Annotated in this window: 13 protein-coding genes; 8 read left to right on the top strand and 5 right to left on the bottom strand. The window is 75.0% G+C overall.

What is annotated here, in order from left to right; translation table 11 throughout:
* The first annotated feature begins 150 nt into the window (after positions 1–150).
* Positions 151–1,260 (top strand): diacylglycerol/lipid kinase family protein, encoded by a 1,110-nt coding sequence (locus tag ACFFKU_RS02460; protein ID WP_380135263.1) that lies wholly within the window; start codon positions 151–153, stop codon positions 1,258–1,260.
* On the opposite strand, the gene ACFFKU_RS02455 is transcribed toward ACFFKU_RS02460, so the two are convergent.
* The 5 genes from ACFFKU_RS02455 to ACFFKU_RS02435 all read right to left on the bottom strand — a co-directional run bounded on the left by ACFFKU_RS02455 (position 1,237) and on the right by ACFFKU_RS02435 (position 9,702).
* Positions 1,237–4,206 (bottom strand): diguanylate cyclase domain-containing protein, encoded by a 2,970-nt coding sequence (locus ACFFKU_RS02455; protein WP_380135262.1) that lies wholly within the window; start codon positions 4,204–4,206, stop codon positions 1,237–1,239. The two genes, ACFFKU_RS02460 and ACFFKU_RS02455, sit on opposite strands and share 24 nt — an antisense overlap.
* Complete coding sequence (locus ACFFKU_RS02450) at positions 4,203–6,881, bottom strand: EAL domain-containing protein (RefSeq protein WP_380135259.1); 2,679 nt, start codon at positions 6,879–6,881, stop codon at positions 4,203–4,205. Before ACFFKU_RS02450 ends, ACFFKU_RS02455 begins: the two co-directional genes overlap by 4 nt.
* Positions 6,882–7,010: 129 nt before the next feature.
* The gene (gene pheA, locus ACFFKU_RS02445; RefSeq protein ID WP_380135256.1) at positions 7,011–7,982 is read right to left on the bottom strand and encodes a prephenate dehydratase; all 972 of its coding nucleotides are present in this window, start codon (positions 7,980–7,982) and stop codon (positions 7,011–7,013) included.
* A gap of 47 nt (positions 7,983–8,029) precedes the next feature.
* Entirely contained in the window at positions 8,030–8,356 is a 327-nt protein-coding gene (locus ACFFKU_RS02440; RefSeq protein WP_380135254.1) for a WhiB family transcriptional regulator, read from the bottom strand.
* A gap of 68 nt (positions 8,357–8,424) precedes the next feature.
* Positions 8,425–9,702 (bottom strand): glycosyltransferase 87 family protein, encoded by a 1,278-nt coding sequence (locus ACFFKU_RS02435; protein ID WP_380135252.1) that lies wholly within the window; start codon positions 9,700–9,702, stop codon positions 8,425–8,427.
* An 88-nt stretch (positions 9,703–9,790) separates the two neighbouring features.
* Here ACFFKU_RS02435 and ACFFKU_RS02430 point away from each other — a divergent pair, with 88 nt between their 5' ends.
* The 7 genes from ACFFKU_RS02430 (at position 9,791) to ACFFKU_RS02400 (ending at position 22,230) form a co-directional block, all read left to right on the top strand.
* On the top strand, positions 9,791–12,040 hold the full coding sequence (locus ACFFKU_RS02430) for a hypothetical protein (RefSeq protein WP_380135250.1): 2,250 nt from the start codon (positions 9,791–9,793) through the stop codon (positions 12,038–12,040).
* Between the two features lie 51 nt (positions 12,041–12,091).
* Positions 12,092–13,150, top strand: a complete 1,059-nt coding sequence (locus tag ACFFKU_RS02425; RefSeq protein ID WP_380135247.1) for a metal ABC transporter solute-binding protein, Zn/Mn family — start codon at positions 12,092–12,094, stop codon at positions 13,148–13,150.
* Complete coding sequence (locus ACFFKU_RS02420; protein WP_380135245.1) at positions 13,137–13,979, top strand: metal ABC transporter ATP-binding protein; 843 nt, start codon at positions 13,137–13,139, stop codon at positions 13,977–13,979. The genes ACFFKU_RS02425 and ACFFKU_RS02420 overlap by 14 nt, the downstream gene beginning before the upstream one ends.
* Positions 13,976–14,863, top strand: coding sequence for a metal ABC transporter permease (locus ACFFKU_RS02415; protein ID WP_380135243.1), 888 nt, complete (start codon positions 13,976–13,978; stop codon positions 14,861–14,863). Before ACFFKU_RS02420 ends, ACFFKU_RS02415 begins: the two co-directional genes overlap by 4 nt.
* Before the next feature lie 163 nt (positions 14,864–15,026).
* Positions 15,027–20,852, top strand: a complete 5,826-nt coding sequence (locus tag ACFFKU_RS02410; protein WP_380135240.1) for a beta strand repeat-containing protein — start codon at positions 15,027–15,029, stop codon at positions 20,850–20,852.
* Positions 20,853–20,981: 129 nt separating this feature from the next.
* A complete protein-coding gene (locus ACFFKU_RS02405; RefSeq protein ID WP_380135238.1) occupies positions 20,982–21,536 on the top strand; it encodes an RNA polymerase sigma factor in 555 nt (184 codons plus the stop codon).
* Positions 21,529–22,230, top strand: a complete 702-nt coding sequence (locus ACFFKU_RS02400; RefSeq protein ID WP_380135237.1) for an anti-sigma factor — start codon at positions 21,529–21,531, stop codon at positions 22,228–22,230. The genes ACFFKU_RS02405 and ACFFKU_RS02400 overlap by 8 nt, the downstream gene beginning before the upstream one ends.
* Positions 22,231–22,234: the final 4 nt, after the last annotated feature.

The raw sequence follows: 22,234 nt of genomic DNA, 5'->3' as shown, positions 1-22,234 counted from the left end.
GGTCCCGGGACCGGGACGCTCCTGACCAGGGTCGGGCGTCGACGGGGCGGGCCGGAGCCCGCGCGCCCGCGTTCACCTGTGCGGACACCGGTTCTCACCCGGACGGTCGCGCAGGCGGGCGCGGGGGCCGGACCCCGGTAGCTTGCCGACATGACGGTGGCGGAGATCCTGGACACGACGGTCGCGTCCGGGGTGCTGCTCGCGCTGCTCGTCGTCACCGCGCTGCTCTGGTGGCGCGACCACCGGGCCCTGCGGCGGACCCGTGAGCGGGCCGAGCTGCTGACGCCGGTGATCCTGCCGAGCCCGCCCGAGGAGACAACCCCGCGGCCGCAGCGCGCCGCGATGATCGTGAACCCGGCCAAGTTCGCCGACCTCGACGACGCGGCGCAGCAGCGCCGGCGGGCCTACGTCGACGCCGTGTTCCGTTCGCACGGGTGGGCGGACCCGTTGTGGTTGTCCACGACCGTGGCCGACCCGGGCCCGGGGCAGGCCCGGGAGGCGTTGACCGCCGGGGTCGACGTGGTCGTGGCCTGCGGCGGCGACGGGACGGTGCGCGCGGTCGCCGAGGCCATGGCCGGTTCGGAGGTGCCCATGGCGCTGCTGCCGGCGGGGACGGGGAACCTGTTGGCCCGCAACCTCGACGTCCCGCACGCCGACCTGGCCAAGGCCCTCGACCTCATCTTCACCGCCCCCGACCGACGGATCGACGTCGGGCGGCTGCGGGTGAACCGCACCGGCAAGGACACCGAGGTCGAGAGTTTCGTGTTCCTGGTGATGGCCGGGATGGGCTTCGACGCGGCGATGGTCGCGGGGGCCCCGCCGCGGTTGAAGCAGCGGCTGGGGTACGGCGCCTACGTGGTCTCGGGCGCCCGGGCGCTGTGGGGTCCCCAGGCGCGCGTGCGGATGCGGATCGACGACGGGGAGCCGTTCTCGCTGCGGACCCGGGCGGTCGTCGTCGGCAACTGCGGCAAGCTCACCCGCAGCCTGGTGCTCATGCCGGCGGCGGAGATCGACGACGGGTTGCTGGACGCCGTGGCCATCTCCCCGCGCGGTGGGATCGGCTGGGGCGAGGTGGCCTGGGCCATCCTCACCCGCGACCGGCGCGGCCAGCGCCGGGTCCAGCACCTGCGCGGGGTCCGGATGTCGGTGGTCAGCGAGCAGGCCCAGGAGGTGCAGCTCGACGGGGACCCGATCGGGCCGGCCCGACGCCTCGACGTCGAGGTCGACGCCGGGGCGCTACTGGTCCGCGCCCCCGGCTGAGGCCCCCGCGGTCCCCGACGGCTCGAGCGGACGCCGCGGGGCCGGGGTGTCCGGGGCCGCCGAGGCGTTGCGGCGCACCGGGTCCACCGCCCGGATCGTGCGGTTCCGGCCGGCCGCCTTGGCCCGGTAGAGGGCGTCGTCGGCCCGGGCGAGGACGGCCAGCGGCTCCTCGTCGCCCTCGGAGCGGGCCACCCCGATCGAGCAGGTCTGTGCCTCGGGCATGGCCTCGTGCACGGCCCGCAGCCGGAGTTCGGCCTCGTCGAGGTCCAGCCCGGGCAGCAGGACGGTGAACTCCTCGCCACCCCAGCGCACGACGAACGTCCCGGGCAGCGCGGTCGCGAACGCGTCGGCCATCCCGCGCAGCAGGACGTCGCCCTGGTCGTGGCCGTGCCGGTCGTTGTAGGCCTTGAAGTGGTCGAGGTCGACGATCGCCACGACCACCCCGCACCCGTTCGCCCGGGCGGCCTGGAACTCGGGGCGGACCCGCGCGTCCCACGCGCGACGGTTGGGCATCCCGGTGAGCGGATCGGTCTCGGCAAGCTCTGCTACCACCCGGGCCTGGGCCCGCGACAGGCTGAGCAGGTCGGCGATCCGCACCAGGACCATGGCCAGCACCAGGGCCGAACCGATGCCCAGCAGGAGGTTGGCCGTGCCGTCGAGCCAGAAGGACCCGGCCACGTCGGCCAGCGGCAGGGGCAGCGCGGCGACGAGGAACATCGCGGCACGCGGTCGGGTGGTCGCGATCTGCCGGCGCGGCGGACGACCGAGCTCGCGGGCCGAGGGGTGCCGGGCCGCGAAGGCCGCGGCGGCGTAGGCCAGCACCCAGCCGAACTCGACCCAGGCCGGGGGGTTGACGTCCCACACGCTGCCGAGGACGAAGAAGGTGCCGTCGGCGGCGAGCATGAACGTGACGCTCAGCGCCATCCAGCGCAGGGCGCCCGGGGGTCGACGGTAGGCCCCGAACGCCCGTACCAGGAGGTAGACGCTGAGCAGGTCCAGCACCGGGTAGACCGCGAGGATCGCGCGGTCGACCGGGGTCCCGGTCAGTCCCTGCCCGGGCAGGATCACGTAGACGGCCAGCAGCACCCCGAGGGTGACCATGAGGATCGCCGCGTCGAGCACGATCTGCCGCCGCAGCACGGCGTCGGCGACCGGGACCAGCACCGGGATCGCGACCACCGCGCAGATCGCCCCCAGGGTGTAGGCGACGTCGGCCGCCGACGGGGTCCCGTCGATGCCGTGCAGGTCCAGCCACTGCTCGGTGCCGGCCCCGACCAGGAACAGCCAGCTGGCCGCGGTCAACGGCAGCCACCGGCGCCGCAGCGGCAGGCGGACGACGTGCGCGGTCAGCGCGAGGGTCGTCACGGTGACCAGCGCCAGGTAGAGGGCGACCTGGGTGCCCCCCGAGGTGAGGACGTGGGCGCCCGCGAGGAGGGCGAGCAGCACGGGCAGCCACGGGCGGGGTCGGGTCGGGACCGCGTCGGCCGGAGCCGGGGCGGCGTCCTCCGCCGCGACCGTCCGGTCCCGGCCCTGGCTCTTGGCGGCGTACAGGGCCTTGTCCGCCCGGGCGAGCAGCGTCCCCGCGTCCTCGTCCCCCGTCAGCGTGGCGACCCCGATCGAGCAGGTCTGGCGGGCGGGCATGCCGCGGTGCAACCCGGCCAGCCGCGCGACCGCGGTCCCGGCCGTCGTCCGGGGCAGCAGGATCGCGAACTCCTCGCCGCCCCACCGGGCCACGAGGACGCCCGGCAGCCGACGGCGGAAGAGGTCGGCGACCGACCGCAGCAGGTCGTCGCCCCCCTCGTGGCCGAAGCGGTCGTTGTAGGCCTTGAAGTGGTCGAGGTCGAGGAGGGCGACCGAGAGGTGGTCGCCGCTGCGTCGGGCGCCGTCCAGGGCGAGGTCGACCTCGGCGTCCCAGGCCCGGCGGTTGGGCAGGCCGGTGAGGGCGTCGGTGGCCGCGAGCCGGGTGAGGTGGGCGGCCTGACGCGTGACGACGGCGAGGAGCTCGCGGGTGCGCAGCAGCACGAGCGCGGCGACCGAGGCCGCCGCGATGCTAATGCCGACGTCGTGCTGGTCGTTGCCGACCAGCACGAGGGAGAGGTCGGCCACGGGACAGACGAACGCGGCGACCATGAGCAGCAGCGGGCGCTCCTCCCCGGGCACGGCGGCGGGCTCGCCGCGGCCCACCGAGCCCGTGGAGCAGGCGGCGACCAGCAGCAGCAGCCGGGCCGCGAAGGCCACGCCCTGGGTCAGCCAGAGCATCAACGGGGCGCAGCCGGCCAGGCCCGGGTCGCCGGGACCGACCCCGGCGATCCGGACGGTGTCGGCCAGGACGACCGCCAGGAGCACGGCCACCACCCAGCGACGGGTGGTGCCGACCTGCGGGGCCGCGGCGAGCGAGCGGGCCACCACCCAGAGGACGGCCACGTCCAGGGCCAGCCCGGCCACGACCGCCCAGCGGCACGGGTCGTCGGGCAGGTGGTCCAGGCGCGGCAGCAGCACGAGGACGGCGATCAACGAGGCGCCGGAGACGGTCGCGATGAGGGCGTCGAGCATCGGCCCCCGGCGGTTCGGACCGCCCGGTCGGCGCAGCAGCAGCAGGGCGCCCACGAGGGTGGACGCGCCGGCCGCGACCAGGGTCAGGTTCGTCCCCCAGCCGTGCGGGACGTGCGCGGGCATCGGGGCGACGTGGACGTGCGTACCCGGGTCGAGCAGCAGCGTCTGCGCGTCGGCCACCAGCACGAGGACCTGACCCAGCAGCAGCGGCCACCACCGCCGCCGGTCCGGTCGCCGACGCACCACCCCGACGAGGACGCCGAGGACGACCAGCGAGGGCAGGATCAGCAGGGCCGGGGCCTGAGGTCCCCAGCCGAAGCGGACGTCGCCGAGCAGGGCGAGCAGTCCCGTGAGCACCGCGCCACCCAGCACCGCGCGCCGGGAGCCGGTCATGCCGGGAGTCCCTGGGGCAGCGTCCGCACGGGGACGCGATCCGCACGGGAGGCCTGGGCGGGGAGCGCGTCGGACCCGGCGTCGGACCCGGCCCTGCCGGTGACCGGGGGCGCCGCGGGCACCTCGAGGGCGGCCATGGCCTCCCCGAGGGACAGGCAGAGCCCGCGCGCGGTCTCCCGCAGGGCAGGGGCCAGGATCTCCAGACCCGGCGACCAGCGGGCGGCCAGCACCCACGGCCGGCGGCCGGGGACGCCGACGGGCAGCAGCAGCAGCCCGGCGTCGCCCAGCCGGTCGGCGAGCTCGGCGCTGACGTGCGGGGAGGCGGACACGTCGGGGATCCACAGCGGTCGTCCGCTGCGCCGGACGGCGTCGAGGACCTCGCCGCCGACGTCGAGCAGGACCCGGTCGGTGGCGGGCGCGGTGCCCCAGCAGGCGAGCTTGTGCCAGCCGGAGCCGGGGTCGGTCCAGCGGTGGGGCGGGTCGGCCTCGGCGACCACGACCCCCTCGGCCCCGAGGAGGGTCGCGGAGAGGGCGGCGAGGCGGGCCGCGAGGTGCACGCGTGCGGTGCCGGTCTCCTCCCGCGCCGGGACGGGCGTACCCGCGTCGACGAGGGCGGCCTGCATGCGCCGCACGATCCGGGCGCTGTCGGCGCCCGCGAGGTGCTCGCTGAGGAGGTCGGCCAGCCCCGAGAGGATGAGCCGCCGACGGGCGTCGAGCCCGCCGGCCTCCGGGGAGTACACGCCGAGGACGGCGACCGCGCGGCCCTGGGGGTCGCGCACCGGGAAGCAGGCGGCGGCCCGGACCGGCCCCGCGGTACCGGGGGCGAGCACGTGGCGGGGGTCGGTGCTGAGGTCGGGGACGTCGAGGAGCTGGTTGGTCCCCACCACCCACGAGCAGATGGACCGCTCGCGCGAGCAGGTCGAGGCCTCGGTCCGGTGCGGGAAGGCGGCGAGCTCGCGCACGACGTCCGCCTCGACGCGGGCGACGACGGCGACCGGACGACCGCTGACCGCACCCGCGAGGGCGCACACCTGCTCCAGGAACACCCGGCTGTCGGAGAACACGTCCCCCATCCGCAGCCCAGCGGTGAGCCGCGCCGCCTCCTCCCGCGAGACCGGGCCGCTGAGGGCCGAGGCCGGGTGCACGGGGGTGCCGGCGAGGCCGGGGAACTGCTCGGCCGGGACGGGGCGGGCGTAGTGGAACCCCTGCAGGACGTCGACACCGAGCCGGACGACGAGGCGGGAGGTCCGTTCGTCCTCGACCCCCTCGGCCACGACCTCCATGGACATGCGGTGGGCCAGGTCGACGAGGGCGCGCACGATGGCCGCGTCGGCCGGGGTGTCGGCGGCGGCCGCGACGAAGGACCGGTCGATCTTCAGCTCGTCGACCTGCAGCTGGCGCAGCAGCGTCAGCGACGTGTACCCCGTGCCGAAGTCGTCGATGGAGACCTTGGTGCCGGCGGCCCGCAGCGCCCGGAGGACGTCGCGCGCCCGGTCGGGGTCCTCGACGAGGCTGCTCTCGGTGACCTCGAGGGTGAGCGTGGACGGGGGCAGGTCGTAGGCGAGGAGGAGGTCCTCGACGCTCTCGACCAGGTCGGACTCGGCCAGCATGGCGGCGGAGAGGTTGACCGACACGCCGATGGGCAGACCATCCTCGTGCCAGGCCGCGCACTGCGCGACCGCGGCGGCGAGGACCCACCGGGTCAGGGCGACGATCGTGGTGCTGCGCTCGGCCAGCGGGACGAAGGCGCCGGGTCCGAGCAGGCCGCGCTCGGGGTGCTGCCAGCGCACGAGGGCCTCGGCCCCGACGAGCCGACCGTGGTGGGCGTCCAGCAGGGGCTGGAAGAAGACCCGCAGCTCACCCCGTTCGATGGCCCCGGGGAGCTCCGCCTGCAGGGCCAGGGCGTCGCGGTCGGTGTCGGCGTCACCGCGCTCGGCCAGCGCGACCCGGCCGGTGCTGCCGGCCGCCGTGATGGTGGCGAGGTCGGCCGCGGCGAGCAGCGCGGCCAGGTCGTCACCGTGCTCACCGGCCCAGGCCACGCCGACGCTGGTCTCGGGGCGCACCAGCAGACCCCCGTCGCTGACGCTGATGGGGTCGACCAGGAGGAAGCGGACGGCCTCGCCGACGCCGGCGGCGATGTCGGTCGGGGAGACGGCCCCGGCGCAGGTGTCGGTGATGACGACGGCGAGGGCGTCGGAGTCGATGCGGGCGACGCGGGCCTGGGGGACCTCGGTGAGGCGTCGGGCCGCGATCACCAGCAGGGAGTCGGCGGCGTCGGTGCCGAGCGTGAGCCGCATCTGGCGCAGGTCGTCGAACTTGACGACCGCGACGACGGTGAGGGCCTCGTCGCCCCCGACGCCGAGCGGCGACCCCGAGGCCAGCAGGCCGGCCCGGTTGAGCACCTGGGTCAGGGGATCGTGCAGCTGCCGGTCACGACCGGCCTCGGCCCGCTGCAGCAGCGTGAACAGGATCGCGGCGACGACGAGCAGCGCCCCCGGCAGGGCCAGCCGGAGCGGGACCCCGTCGTGCTGGTGGTGCTCGTGGAAGCCGATCGAGGCCAGCAGCACCAGCGCCGCCGCGGCCAGGGCGAGCGGCCCGGGCAGGGTGCGCCAATGGACGGGGGTGCCCCCCGACCGTCGCGAGGCGCCGGGCCGGCGCTCGTCTGCACTCTGCACGGACAGTCCATCGGCCGGGAACGCCGCGACCTTCACCCCCGACCGATCACCGGCGCGACGATCACCCGGTTGGCCCGGACCTCCCCGGCGAGCCGTCCTTGACCGGGAGCCCCCGACGGCTTCCGCGGCTCAGACCGCCCCGCCGCCCCGGATCCGGTCCAGCCACTGCTGCGCGTCCACGAAGGCCTGCTCGGTCGGACCGGAGCCGAGGATGGTGTGCCCGGCGTCGGCCCGCGGGTAGCTGCCGACGAAGCGGACCCGTTCGCAGACCCGGTGCAGACCCATCAGGGCCTCCCCGACGCGGGCGTCGGCGACGTGACCGTCGCAGTCGATGGAGAAGCAGTAGCGGCCGAGCGCGTCCCCCGAGGGACGGGACTCGATGCGGGTGAGGTTGATCCCGCGGGTGACGAACTGCTCCAGCGCCTCGACCAGGGCCCCGGGCCGCTCCTCGCGCAGGAAGACGACGAGGGACGTCTTGTCCGCCCCCGTGGGCGGCGGGGTGGCGGCCGAACCGGGTCGGGCGAGCAGGACGAACCGGGTCTGGGCCCCGGCCCGGTCCTCGATCTGCTCGGCCAGTACGTCCAGACCGAAACGAGCGGCGGCGAAGGGGGCGCAGATCGCGCCCTCGAAACCGGCGGGCTCGCCCCCGGCCTGCTCCCCGGCCAGGGCCTGCGCCGAGGCCGCGGTCGACGTGGCCGGCACGTAGGCGACCCCGGGGAGGCTCGCGTGCAGCCAGCGCCGCACCTGGGCGTAGGCGTGGGAGTGGGTGCTGACCCGGGTCACGTCGGCGAGCCGTACGCCCGGTCGGGCGGCGAGCACGAACGTCACGGGGATGACCACCTCGGCCACCACCACCAGCGGGTCGCCGACGGCCAAGCCGTCGAGGGTGGCCGGGACGCCGCCCTCGACCGAGTTCTCGATCGGCACGCACCCGATGTCGACGGCCCCCGTCCGCACGGCGTCGATGGTCGCGTCGACGCTGCTCTGGGCCAGGGCGACGGCGTCCGGGACCACCGTTCGCAGGGCCGCCTCCGAGAAGGTCCCCTCCGGGCCGAAGTAGGCGTAGCTCAGGACGGTCGGGGCGGTGGTGGGGCTGGGCACAGCCGGAGGGTAACCGGGCGCGGCCCGTCCTCCGGCCGGGCCTTCGCTCAGCCCGCCCGGCGCAGCCGCCGGGTGCCGCCCGAGCGCAGCCCCTCGCGCTGGTCCTCGGTCAACCCGCCCCAGACGCCGTAGGCCTCCCGGTGCTGCAGCACGTGGCGGCGGCACTGCAGCAGCACCGGGCACTCGGCGCACACCGCGAGCGCCGCGGCGTCCCGGTGCTGCCGGGCCGCCCCGCGTTCGAGCTCGGGATGGAAGAAGAGGTCGGGGTCCACCTCGCGGCAGGCCCCCCGCAGCTGCCACTCCCAGTCGTCACTGGTCGGGCGTAGGGAAGTGGGCGGCTGGAGGAACGTCGGGCGAGTGGTCTCGGCGCTCATGGGTCCCCCTCACGAGGTGTCGCGGCACGGTCATGCTGCTCATGCCCGTGGGTGACCCAATCTAAACGCTAAGCGACGCTTTGGTCACTCTTCGTCATATTTCGGTGGTCGCCCGCCGTGTCGCGCACGCAGCGGTGCAACGCGAGCAGCGCGAGCATGGCCCACCAGAGGTCCCCGTTCTGCACGAAGCGGGCGAGGACGACCGGCGCCGAGCCCGCCAGCAGGTTGGCCCCCCACCACGGCCAGGCCACGACCAGCCCGGCGTAGAGGGCCACGGCGACCACGACGCGTCGGCGCACGCGGGCCGCGCCGAGGACCGCGGCGATCGCCAGCACCCCCCAGTGCAGGTGGTGCAACCAGGACACCGGGGACACGAGGATCGCCGCCAGCCCGCAGGCCGCCACCTCGCCGTAGCGCGACCCCCGCCGGTACATCGCCCGGGCCACGAGGAAGGCGGCCGTCCCGAAGACCGCGACCAACCCCAGCCAGAGGAGCTGGGTGGCCCCGTCGGAGAGGTAGAGGCGCAGCACGAACCCGCGCAACGACTGGTTGGAGCTGCCGGCGTTGGGACCCAGGCGGTCGGAGGAGAGCAGGGCCGAGGTCCAGTACTCCGCGCTCGCCTCCGGGGCGACCAGGAACGCCGCCACCGTCGCCCCGACCGCACCCGCCACGGCGTTGCGCAGCTCCCGCCACTGCCGGGTGACGACGAAGTGCACGAGGAACACGCCCGGGGTCAGCTTGATCGCGACCGCCAGACCGATCAGCAGCCCCCGCGGCCAGCGCAGCCACCACCGTCCGACGCGCACACCCTCCTGCCCGCGCACCACGTCCAGCAGGCAGAGCAGGACCAGGATCGCGTTCACCTGCCCGAACCGGATCCCCTCCCCGACCGGGGACACCCAGACGCAGGCGGCCGCCACCAGCCCCTGGACCAGTCCGCGCGGCACCCGCCCGGTCAGGTCGACCCGGTCCAGCAGCGGGCGGAAGGCCAGCCCGACGGTCACGTAGAGCAACGCGAGCTGGAACGCCGTCCACAGCCACCCGGCCACCAGGAAGGGGACGAAGGCCAGGGGGACGGCCAGCACGGCCGAGAAGGTGGGGTAGGTGAAGGGCAGCAGCTGCGGCGCCTCGGTGAGGACGTCGTAGACCGGTCGTCCGACGAGCAGGCTGATCCCGGCCTCGCGGTAGACCTCCAGGTCGACCTGCCACTGGTCGTCGGGGTAGGCGACGAGGTAACGGTGGACGATCGGCAGCGCGGCCACCACGAGCACGAGCACGCCGAGCAGGTGCCACGGGCGGGACAGGGCGGCCGGGGGCACGACGGGGCGGGGCGGGGCGGGGTCCACGGCCCGATCCTCCCGCACCCGGGCGCCGGGCCAGGAAGCTTCACCGAGGAGCACAGGACGTCCACGGGCCGCGCCGTAGCCTGGCGCGGTGTCCCGCCCGCTCGCGCGCACGGTGCTGCCGCCCCTGCTGCTCCTCGCCCTCCTGGCCTCGACCCTGCTCCTGGCGGCCACCCCGGCCCGGGCGGGGACGGCGCCCGCCGAGCGCGCGGGCTCCACGCTCGTGCTGGTCGGGTTCTCCGGGGTGCGCTGGGCCGACGTCGGCCCGCAGACCCCGACCCTGGAGTCGTTCGCCGAGGACGGGGCCATCGGCACCGTCGCCGTCCGCAGCGTCTACACCTCCGCCTGCCCGGGTGACGGCTGGCTGGCGCTCTCGGCCGGGCGGCGGGCCACCGACCTCGACGTGACCCCGACCGAGCACAACTCCGCGGCCTGCCCCGAACTCACCGACGCGGTGGACGGCCGCGTCCCGGCCATGGCCGAGTACCGCCGCATCGCCGACGCGGGCACGTTCTCGGCCGAGCCCGGTCTCCTCGGCGACGCCCTGCGCGGCACCTCGACCGTGGCCATCGGCCCGGGGGCGGCGATCGCCCTGGCGGGGCGCGACGGAGCCGTGGCCGCCGCCGAACCGCGCGCGGACTCCCCGGCCGGGCTGCAGGAGCAGGTGCGCCGGGCCCTGGCCTCGGGGGCCGTGGTCGTCGCGGTCGACGCCGGGGTCGTGCGCGACCCGGAGAACCTGCCCGGCCGGGAGGCCGACCCGGGCCGTTCGCGGGCCGCCCAGGTCGCCGACGTCGAGCAGCGGCTCGCCGCGGTGCGGGCCGCGATCGCCTCGGGCGCCGACCCGGACCGGACCACCCTGCTGGCGGTCTCGATCGCCGACGCGGGCTACACCCCGCACCTGCAGTTCGCCGGGGCCACGGGCCCCGCCCCGGGCGGTGGGCGCTACGACGGTCTGCTGGACTCCCGCTCCACCCGTCAGACCGGGATCGTGCAGACGACCGACCTGCCCCCGACCGTGCTCGCCCTGGCGCTGGGCAGCGACAACGGGATCGGCGGACTGGTCGGGGCGCCGGTGGGCAGCGTCGACGCCGACCTGGCTCCCGCCGACCGCGTCGAGAAGGTCCGCGACCTCGACCTCGCGGCCCAGGCCATCCAGCCGCTGGTCCCGCCGTTCGTCATCGCCTGGGTCCTCTCCCAGATCGTGCTGTACGTCGTCGCCACCGTGCTGCTCCGCCGACGGGCCGGGGGCGGCCCGCGGCGGCGGGTCCTCTCGGCGCTGCGCGTGCTGGCGATCGTCTACGGCGCCGTCCCGGCCGCGACCTTCCTCGCCAACCTGCTGCCCTGGTGGCGGGGGGGTGACGGCACCGGTTCGCACCTGCTGGCGATCACCGGCGCCGTCGGGCTGTTCGTGGCCGTGATCACCGCGGTCGCCCTCGGCGGTCCCTGGCGACGGCACCTGCTGGGCCCGACCGCCGCCGTCGGCGCGATCACCGCCGGGGTGCTGGCGGTCGACGTCGCGACCGGGTCCCGCCTGGTCACCAGCAGCCTGATCGGGTTGCAGCCGGTGGTCGCCGGTCGCTTCTACGGACTCGGCAACGCCCAGTTCGCCCTCTTCGCCGTCGGCGTGCTCCTGCTGACGGTGGCGGTGGCCGACCGCCTCGTCGCCCGGGGCCGCCGGCGCGAGGCGGCCGTGGTGGTGGCCGTCCTCGGGATCGTCGCGACGTACGTCGACGGCGTGGTGGGCGCCGACTTCGGCGGGGTGCCGGCCATCGTGCCCGCGTTCGGGCTGCTGGCCCTGCAGGTGGCCGGCGTCCGCCTCACCGTCCGGCGGGTCCTCACCCTCCTGGTGGGCACCGTGCTCGTCATCTCGGTGATCGCCGTCGCCGACTGGCTGCGCCCGGTCGACGACCAGACCCACCTCGGTCGCTTCGTCCAGACCCTCGTCGACGGGGGCGCCTGGCAGGTCGTGCAGCGCAAGGCCGAGCAGAACCTGCACATCCTCGTCGGCTCCTGGTACACCCTGGTCCTGCCCGTCGTGGCGGTGTTCATCGGCGTGGTGCTGATGCGTCCGCGGATCGTCGGAGTGGCTGCGCTGCAGCGGCTCTACGACCTCCACCCGACCATGCGCCAGGGCAGCGCGGCCCTGCTCGTGCTGATCGGGATCGGCTTCGCGGCGAACGACTCGGGCACGGTGATCCCCGCGGTCGGAGCCATGCTCGCAGTGCCGCTGATCATCGCCGCGTGTGCCCAGCTCCTGCGCGACCAACTACCCGCCGACGAGGCCCCGCTACCGAGCGCAACTACTCACGACCGGGCCGGGACGGGTCCCACCCAGGAGTAGGCTGGAGCGAGAATCGTTCCCATTCAGCCGCCCGTCCCCTGGAGCCCCGGCATGCCCTCCCCCGCCCGTCCGCAGCGTCTCGCCCTCGGCCTCGTCCTCACCGGGACGCTCACCCTGGCCGCGTGCGGCGGGTCCGACACCCCGGGGTCGACCACCGGCGACGAGGGGACCCCGGCGGGTGGGCTGAGCGTCGTCACCTCCACCGACGTCTACGGCTCGATCGCCGAGCAGGTGGCCGGCGACCTGCTCGGCCAGGGTGTCGAGGTCACCGCGATCATCGACGACCCGAACCTGGACCCGCACTCCTACGAGGCCACCGCCCGCGACCAGCTCGCGCTGAGCCGGGCCACCGTCGTCGTCGAGAACGGCGGCGGGTACGACCCCTTCATCGAGACGATGCTCGGGAGCAGCGACGCCCAGCCGGTCGTCGTCGACGCGGTCGAGCTCTCCGGCAAGGAACCCGCCGCCGACGCCTCGACCCCGTCCGCGACCACCGAGGAGCACGACCACGACCACGGGAGCGCGGACCACGAGGGCGAGGACCACGCGGACCACGGGGACGGGCACGCGGGCCACGACCACGTCGAGGGCCTGAACGAGCACGTCTTCTACGACCTCGCCACCGCGAGCAAGGTGGCCGAGGCCATCGCCACCGCGCTGGGCGAGAAGGACCCGTCGCAGGCCGCGACGTTCACCGCCAACGCCGCCGCCTTCGCCGACAAGATCGACGCCCTGCAGCAGCAGGCCACCGCCGCGCAGCAGACGGTCGGCGGCAAGGACGTCGTCGTCACCGAACCCGTCCCCGACTACCTGCTCGAGGCGATGGGCGTGAACGACGTGACCCCGCCGGAGTTCTCCGAGGGCGTCGAGGAGGGCACCGACGTGCCCGCGACCGTTCTCGCACAGACCCTCGACCTGGTCTCGGGCGGCACCGCCAAGGCCGTCGTGTACAACGAGCAGACCTCCGGGGCCCAGACCGACCAGGTGCAGCAGGCCGCCACCGCGGCCGGTGTGCCCGTGGTCCCGGTCACCGAGACCCTGCCCGCCGGCAAGACCTACGAGGAATGGATGCGGGACAACATCACCGCGATCACCGATGCCCTCGGCTGAGCACTCCCCGGGCCCGACCCCGGCGCTGCGGCTGCGCGGGGCCGAGCTCAGCTACGGCGAGCACCGGCTCTGGGCCGGTCTCGACCTCGACGTCGCCCCCGGCGAGTTCGTCGCCGTGCTGGGCGCCAACGGGGCCGGCAAGACCAGCCTGCTCAAGGTCCTGCTCGGGCGCCAGGCCCTGTCGCGCGGCACGGTCGAGGTCGGCGGCCGGCCCGGCGGACGGGCCGGCGTCGGCCGCTCCGTCGGGTACGTCCCCCAGCAGCGGGGCCTGGACCCGACCACCCCGCTGCGCGCCCGCGACTTCGTCCGCCTCGGGGTCGACGGGCACCGCTGGGGTCCGTGGCTGCCGAGCCGCGGCGCCCGCCGCCGGGTGGACGCCGCCCTCGCCGCCGTCGGGGCCGAGGACTACGCCGACGCGCCCATCGGTCTCCTCTCCGGCGGGGAGCAACAACGGTTGCGCGTGGCGCAGGCCGTCGTCGGCGACCCGGCCCTGCTGCTCTGCGACGAACCCCTGCTCTCCCTCGACCTGCACCACCAGGGCCAGGTGTCCGCCCTCGTCGACCGCTGCCGACGCGAGACCGGGGCCGCTGTCCTCTTCGTCACCCACGACGTCAACCCCGTGCTGCCCTACGTCGACCGGGTGCTCTACCTCGCCGGCGGACGCTTCGAGATCGGCCCGCCCGCGGAGGTGATGACGTCGGAGGTGCTGACCCGCCTCTACGGCTCGCCCGTCGAGGTCCTGCGCTCCGGGGACCGCCTGATCGTCGCCGGCGGGGCCGAACCCTCGCCCCACCCCCATCCCGAGCCCCGACCGGGAGGGACCCCGTGAGCATCACCGACGTCTGGTCGGCCTTGTTCGACTTCTCCGACTACGGCGCCCTGCTCGCCCTCGTCCAGAACTCCGTCTGGGCCGGGGCCCTGCTCGGTCTCGTCGGCGGACTCATCGGCGTGTTCGTCGTGGCCCGTGACCTCCCGTTCGCCGTCCACGGCATCAGCGAGCTCTCCTTCGCCGGGGCCGCCTTCGCCCTGCTGATCGGGGTCGACGTGGTCACCGGCTCCCTGGTCGGATCCGTGGTCGCCGCGACCCTCTTCGGCGTGCTCGGCGCCCGGGCCCGCGACCACAACTCCGCCATCGGCGTCCTCATGCCCTTCGGGCTCGGTCTCGGCGTGCTCTTCCTGGCCCTCTACCCCGGCCGGGCGGCCAACAAGTTCGGCCTGCTGACCGGGCAGATCGTCGCGATCGCCACGCCCCAGCTCACGGCGCTCGCGGTCATCTCGGCGATCGTGGTCGTCGCCCTGCTGGTGATGTGGCGACCGTTGCTCTTCGCCAGCCTCGACGCCGACGTCGCCGCGGCGCGCGGGGTCCCGGTCCGGGCGCTCGCCCCGATCTTCATGCTGGTGCTGGGGCTCGCCGTCGCCATGAGCGTCCAGATCGTCGGGGCGCTGCTCGTCCTCGCGCTGCTGGTGACCCCGGCCGCGGCCGCGGTCCGCGTCTCGGCCTCCCCCGTCGTCGTGCCGCTGCTGAGCACGCTGTTCGCGGTGACCGCCGTCGTCGGCGGGATCCTGCTCTCCCTCGGGGCGAGCGTGCCGATCAGCCCCTACGTCACGACGATCTCGTTCGTGATCTACCTGGTCTGCCGGCTGGTGGCGCGGCTGCGGCCGCCGGCGCGGCGGGTCCCCGGGCGGGCGCTGCGCCGCGAGCTGGGCGTCTGACCCGGGCCGCAGCGACGGGGACGCCGGGGCCGACTGGGCCGAGCGGGTGATCGTGAACCGCTGTCGGCGTGTCCGGGGTGGTCGCACGCTCAAGTTCTGCTGGGCCCGGTCGAGATCACGGTGAGGCGCCGCGGAGGCGCTGCCACCGAACCCGGGAACCACCGTGCCCCCTCGCCCGCCGACGCACCGCGCCGAACTCGCCGGAACCCCGGCGGGTGCCGTGCTGCGTCGACTCGCCCGGTGGCTGCCGCGACGACCAGCGGCGCTGGTCGTGGTGCTCTCGCTCGTGCTCGCCCCCCTCCTCACCGTGGGGACGGCCGTCCCGGCGCAGGCGGCCAGCACGCCGTTCGAGCAGAAGTTCTCCGCCAACGTCCGCGGGGACGTCGTCATCCGGGGCAACACGCTGATGACGTGCTCGACGACGGGGAACAGCGGAGGCACCTGCGTCGACGCCCGCCAGGGCAACGCCTCGGGCAGCCTGGACAACAACGAGTACACGTCGGAATGGGTCGACGTCGACGGCGACCCGGCGACCGTCAACTCCTCCAAGCTCACGCTCGACCTCCCGGCCCGCGGCCAGGTGCTCTACGCCGCCCTGGTCTGGGGGGCCCGTAGCACCGACCCCGCCATCGGGACCGCCCTGTTCGACACCCCCGCCACCCCCGGCTACCAGTTCGTCTCGTCGGCCGCGGCCGACCTGTCGAACGGTGACAGCAGCTCGTACCAGAGCTTCGTGGACGTGACCGACCTGGTGCGCGCCGGCGGGTCCGGCGTGTACACGCTGGCCGACGTCAAGGGGACCCTGGCCAGCGACCAGTACGCGGGCTGGGCCCTCGTCGTGGCGGTCGGCGACAGCAGCCGACCGGCCCGCAACCTGACCGTCTACCGCGGGTTCACCACCATCAACAACGGTCACCCCACCGAGAGCATCGCCATCGACGGGTTCGTCACCCCCAAACGGGGAGACCGGCGCACGACCCTGGGTTTCGTCGTGTACGAGGGGGACCGGGGCAAGACCGGGGACTCCCTCAAACTGAACGGCACGGCCGTCGGCGACGCGCGCAACCCCACCACCAACATCTTCAACGCGACGCTGACCGACCGCGGCACCGTCACCGGCGGGCGGACCCCGGCCTACGACAACCAGATGGGTTTCGACGCCGACCTCGTGAGCGCCGACAACATCCTGGGCAGCGGGGCCACGTCGGCCACCATCGACCTGACCACGGGTGGGGAGGCGTACTACCCCGGGGTCGTCACGTTCGCCACCGACCTCTACGAACCGCAGCTCGACGGCACCAAGTCGGTGTCGTCCAGCACCGCGGGCGGAGTCACCACGCTGAGCTACACCGTCCCCGTCGCGAACGTCGGTCTGGACGCCTCGGTGGACAGCCGGGTGGCCGACGCGATCCCGATCGGCACCACCTACGTCCCGGGGTCGCTGCGCATCGACGGCACCCCGGTCACCGACGCCCCGGGGGACGACACCGGGTACCTGGAGAACTCCCCGAACGGCGCGCGCGTCGTCGCCCACGTCGGCGCGGGGGCCACCGACCGGCGCGGGGGCCGGGTCGAGGTCGGCAACGGGTCCCCGCAGTTCGGGGTGTCCTTCCAGGTCACCGTGGACGCGGCCACCCCCGCCGGGGCCGACATCGAGAACCTGGCGACGTACGACTACCGCGGGGCCGACAGCGGCGAGGCGGCCGGGTCCCCGACGAACGTCGTCGCGGTGCAGAAGGCCGGGACCCCGGTGGGCGGCAGCAACCCGGTCACGAGAGCCGACCGGGCAAGCCTGCGCCCCACCCCTGCCCAACCGTCGGTGACGGTCCGGCTGCTGGACAACGACTCCCCGGGACTCACCCTCGACGGGGTGACCGATCCGGCCGGTGGTTCGGTGTCCGTCGACCCCGCCACCGGGACGATCGTCTACACGCCTCGTTCCGACTTCGACGGGGAGGACGGTTTCAGCTACGCAGTCCTCGACGCCGCCGGGAACCGTTCCGTCGAGACCGTCTACGTCCAGGTGCTCGACGACGCCCCCGACGCGAACCCCGACACCGCGAGCGGGTCCAAGAACTCCCCGATCCTCGTCCCCGTGCTGGGCAACGACTCCGACCCCAACGGCGACCCGTTGACCCTGCGTTCCGCGACCACCCCCGCCCACGGCACCACGACCCTGGTGGGGAACCAGGTCCGGTTCACCCCCGCCCCGGGGTGGACGGGCACGGACACGTTCGACTACGTCGTCGTCGACGCCCGCGGTACACCCGCGAGCGCCCGGGTGACCGTCACGGTCACGAACCGGGCACCGGTCGGGAACCCTGATTCCGTCCTGACCCAGACCGGTGCCGCCGTCTCGTTCCCCTCGGTGCTGGGCAACGACTCCGACCCCGACGGGGACTCCCCGCTGACCGCCGCCGTGGCGAACCAGCCGGGGGCGGGCACCGTGGTCCTGAACGCCGACGGCACCGGGACCTGGACCCCGCCGGCCGGGTTCTCCGGCACCGCCTCGTTCAGCTACCTGCTGAGCGACCCGACCGGCGCGGTCGGCCCGCCGGTCACGGTGGCCCTGGTCGCGAACGCGGCCCCCGTCACCGTCGACGACGCGGTGAGCACCCCCACGGACACCGCGGTCGACATCGACGTCCTGATCGACGACAGCGACCCCGAGAACGACCCGCTCAGCATCGCCACGGTGGGTCAGGGGGTGCACGGTTCGGTCATCGCCGGGTCGTCCGGCCACGTCATGTACACGCCGGCGGCGGGTTTCGCGGGAACCGACTCCTTCGTCGTCACCGTCACCGACGGCCGCGGCGGGACGGCGACCGAGACCGTCACCGTGACCGTGCTGAACGCCGGTCCCGTCGCCAACCCGGACACGGGTTCCGGTCAGGCCGGGGTCCCGCTCGACCTGCCGGTGCTCGGCAACGACACCGACCCGAACATCCCCGGCACGGCCCAGCAGCTGACCCTCGTCTCCGCCACGACCGCCTCTCCCGACGCCACGGTAACCGTGACCGGGAACTCGATCCGGGTCCTCACCGCCGCCACCTTCGCGGGGACGGTCTCGGGCGCCTACACGGTCACCGACGGGGCCGGGGGGAGCGCGTCCTCCACGTTCTCGGTGACGATCTCCGGGGCCCACCCCGTCGCCACCGACGACGGCAGGATCTCGACCCCTACGAACACGGGTGTTCTGATCGACGTCCTGGCCAACGACAGCGACGCCGACGGCGACGTGCTGGGCGTCGACCCGACCTCGCTCGGGGAACCCCGGTCCAACGGCGTCGACGTCGGAACCCTCTCGATGGAGTCCGGTCGGGTGCGCTTCGACCCCGCTCCCGGTTTCAGCGGCCCGGTCACCTTCACCTACGCCGCGACGGACGGCGCGAACGCCGACACGGCCGTCGTGACCCTCACCGTCGCCAACGCGATCCCGGTCGCCGCCCCCGACACCGCCTCGACCGCGACGAACACCGCGGTCGACGTGGCCGTGCTCGCCAACGACACCGACGCCAACACCACCGGGCTCGGGAACCAGACCCTGCACGTCGTCACCGCGAGCGCCGACCAGGGCGCGACCGTCGCCCGCAACCCCGACGACTCCTTGCGGGTGGTTCCGGCCACGGGTTTCCGCGGGACGCTGACCGTGTCCTACACCGTGTCCGACGGCGCCGGCGGGACCGCGACCTCGACGGTCACCGTGACGGTCACCAACGCCGCCCCCGTCGCCCGGCCGGACTCCGCCGCGACGCCGTCGGCGACGCCCGTGACGGTCACCGTGCTGGGCAACGACTCCGACGCCAATGCCGACCCGCTGACCCTGACCGCCGTCGACACCCCGGAGCAGGGGGCGCGACCGGCCGGGACCGCCACGATCGACGCCGGGCGGGTCCGGTTCGTGCCGGACACGGGCGTCGTCGGCGACGTCACGGTCACCTACACCGTCTCCGACGGATCGGACTCGGCGTCGTCGACCGTCACGGTGACGGTGGCCAACGCCGTCCCCGTCGCGAGCGACGACACCGCCGCGACGGCCACGAACACCCCGGTCGAGGTGGACGTGCTCGCCAACGACACCGACGCGAACGTCACCGCGAACCAGGGTGGCCAGCAGCTCACCGTGTCGACGACGAGCGCCGACCACGGGGCGAGCGCGACCGTGGTGTCCGGGCGGGTGCGGGTGACCCCGGCCCCCGGGTTCAAGGGCGCCCTGGCGGTGGCCTACTCGGTGAGCGACGGGGCCGGGGGGTCGGCGAACGCCCTGCTGCACGTGACGGTCGCCAACGCGGTCCCGGTCGCCACCCCCGACACCGTCGCGACACCGTCGGGGACCCCGGTCACGGTCGCCGTGCTGGACAACGACACCGACGCCAACGCCGACCCGCTGTCCGTCGTCTCGCTGGGCGCGCCGCTCCTCGGCACCACCCCGGCCGGGACCGCGGTCGTGGACGGGTCCGGGGTCCGGTTCACCCCGACCCCGGGAATCCTGGGCCCGGTCATCTTCGCGTACTCGGTCGGCGACGGGACGGCCACCACCGCGAGCACGGTCACGGTGCAGGTCGCCAACGCCGACCCGGTCACGCTCGCGCAGGCCGTGGCGACCCCCAGCGCGACACCGGTCACCGTCGACGTCCTCACGAGGACCACCGACGTCAACGTCACGGCCGGGTTCGGCGGGCAGGTCCTGACCGTGGTCTCGGCCTCGGCCCAGGGCGGGGCCGTCGTCACCGTCAACCCCGACGGCACGCTCACCGTGGGCCCGGCCGGCGGGGTCTCCGGGCTCGTCCTGGTCACCTACACCGTCTCCGACGGCGCGGGCGGGTCGGCGACCGGCACCGTCGAGGTGACGGTCGCGAACGCCGCCCCCGTCACCCGGGACGACGTGGCCGAGACCCCGACGAGCACGGCGCTGGACCTCGACCCGGTCGGCAACGACCGCGACGACAACGGGGACCGCCTGAGCGTCCTGGCCGTGCTCGCGCCGCGCGACGCCGACGGGGTGCTGCGCGGGACGACGAGCGTCGTCGACGGTCGGGTCCGGTTCGTCCCGCAGCCCGGGTTCGCGGGTCGCGTCACCTTCGCCTACACCGCCACCGACGGGCAGACCGAGGCGGTCGGGTCCGTCACGGTGTCGGTGCTCAACGCCGCGCCCGTGGTCCCCGACCAGCACGCCCGGACCGACTGGGCGACCCCGGTCACGGTCGACGTGCTGGCCGCGGCCGCCGACGCGAACGTCAACGTCCCCCCGGTCACCCGCCAGCGGCTGCGGCTCGCCGAGGGCCCCCGGGTCGTCGAGGGGTCCGCGACGGTCGCGACGGACCCCACCGGACGCCTCGTGGTCCGCCCAACGGGGGCCCAGGTGGGTGACGTGGTGGTCGTCTTCTCGGTCGTCGACGGGGCGGGCGGGGTCACGCCGGCCCGGCTGACGGTGTCGGTGGACCCGGTCGCGCCGAGGGCCGTGGCCGACGTCGTGCAGGCCCCGGCCGGCGGGGGCCCCACGACCGTCGCGGTGCTCGACAACGACCTGAACCCCGAGGGCGGCTCGCTGCAGATCGTCGCGGTCTCGGCCTCCCGGGCCGGAGCGCGCGTCACGGTCGTCGACGGCCGGGTGGTCTACGTGCCGCCGGCCGGGTTCAGCGGACCGGACAGCTTCACCTACACCGTCCGCAACGCCCACGGGCTGGAGAGCACGGTCACCGTCACGGTCATGGTGGCGGGCGCGGTCGTCCCCGTCACCCCGGACCGGCCGGGGGCCCGCGTCCCGGTCGCGGTCGCAGTCGCCGGCCCCGTTCGGGCGCGGGTGGCCGAGACCGTCTCGGCGCTGGCCCGCACGGGCTTCGACGGCGCCCGGGTGGTCACCGCGGGCATCACGCTCGCCGTGCTGGGCGGGGGACTGCTCCTGGTCGGATCCACCCGTCCCGGTCCCCGGCACGTGGCGCGGCACCGGGCCCACCGGGGACGGGTGGGGGCCGCCACCGGTCGGTGACGGCCCCCTCGCGGCGGATCCCCTCCGGTCCCGCCGCGGTCCCGGTGCAGGGGATACGCCCCCCGGGCGCGCCCCGTTCATCGCCCCGCTACGGTCCTGGCAGCGATGGGGCCGAGGTCGGGAGGTGGCGTGGACCCGCACGCGCCCGCGACGCCGGGCCTCGACGTCGACGCGGCCTTCCGCGCGGAGTCGGCGGCCCTCCTCGCCTACGCGGTGAACGCGCTCGGCGACCGCGCGGCCGGGGAGGACGCGCTGCAGGAGACGTTCGTCCGGGCCTGGACGGCCCGCGAGCGCTACTCCCCCGAACGGGCCTCCCCGCGGACCTGGTTGTTCGCCATCGCCCGCAACGTCGTCGTCGACGCGGTGCGGGCCCGTTCCCGCCGCCCCCGCCCGGTCGAGGACGTCGCCACCGCGGGCGCGGCCCCCCAGGAGACCGCCCCGACCGGTCCCGACACGCACGCCGCCAGCCTCGACCGGCTGCTCGTGGTCGAATCACTGGCGAAGCTCTCCCCCGAACATCGTGAGGTCCTCGTACGTATCCACCTCGGGGGTGCCTCCTACCAGGAGGTGTCGGAGATGACCGGGGTCCCGGTGGCGACGCTGCGGACCAGGACGTTCTACGCGTTGAAGGCGCTGCGGGCACTGCTGCAGGACGAGGCGGAGGGGGGTGGACCGCGTGGGTGAACCGGACGGCGCCGTCGACCGCCGCGCCGAACTGCTGGGGGCGGCGCTCGGGGGCGACCTGGACGAGCAGGAGCGCCGTGAGCTCGACGAGCTCCTGCGCACCGATCCCTCCGCGGCCGCCGACCTCGCCGAACTGGGGGCGGTCCTCGACCGGTTGCCTCCGCGCGGATCCGGGTGGATCGACACGACCCCGCCCGCGACGGTCCCCCCGGTGACGTTCCCGCCGCCCGCCCCGGCCCGGCGCCCTTCCCACCACCGAGGCCGGTGGCGGCTGGCGCTGGCCGCGGCCCTGCTGCTCGGCGCGGGGTTCGGCGGTGGCATCCTCACCGCCGCCCTGGGCGATCGTCCCGTCGAGGGACCGCCGGGGACCCTGGGCGCGGTCGAGACCCTCACCGTCTCCGGTGCGCCCGAGGGCGTCCGGGCGAGCACCGCGGTGGTCGCGCACACCTGGGGCACCGAGACGGTCCTGGACGTCTCGGGGTTGGCGGTCGGCGAGGTGTTCACCGTCGACGTCGTCGGTACCGACGGGCGCACGGAGACCGCCGGGTCGTTCCTCGGCAGCACGGTGCCGGTCGAGTGCCGGATGAACGCCGCGCTCCTGCGGGAGGACGTCACCGAGATCCAGATCCGCGACCTCGCGGGGGACGTCGTCTTCCGATCCGCCCTGCCCCCGGTCTCGGGCACCCGCGCCTGACGCC

Source organism: Kineococcus gynurae (assembly GCF_042433995.1).
Classification (GTDB): Bacteria; Actinomycetota; Actinomycetes; order Actinomycetales; family Kineococcaceae; genus Kineococcus; species Kineococcus gynurae.
This window is presented reverse-complemented; position numbering and strand designations above follow the sequence as displayed.

Excerpts from the sequence above, each read along its gene's own strand:
- ACFFKU_RS02425 (WP_380135247.1), top strand. The coding sequence starts at position 12,092 with ATGCCCTCCCCCGCCCGTCCGCAGCGTCTCGCCCTCGGCCTCGTCCTC.
- ACFFKU_RS02440 (WP_380135254.1), bottom strand. The coding sequence starts at position 8,356 with ATGAGCGCCGAGACCACTCGCCCGACGTTCCTCCAGCCGCCCACTTCC.
- ACFFKU_RS02455 (WP_380135262.1), bottom strand. The coding sequence starts at position 4,206 with ATGACCGGCTCCCGGCGCGCGGTGCTGGGTGGCGCGGTGCTCACGGGA.
- ACFFKU_RS02420 (WP_380135245.1), top strand. The coding sequence starts at position 13,137 with ATGCCCTCGGCTGAGCACTCCCCGGGCCCGACCCCGGCGCTGCGGCTG.
- ACFFKU_RS02460 (WP_380135263.1), top strand. The coding sequence starts at position 151 with ATGACGGTGGCGGAGATCCTGGACACGACGGTCGCGTCCGGGGTGCTG.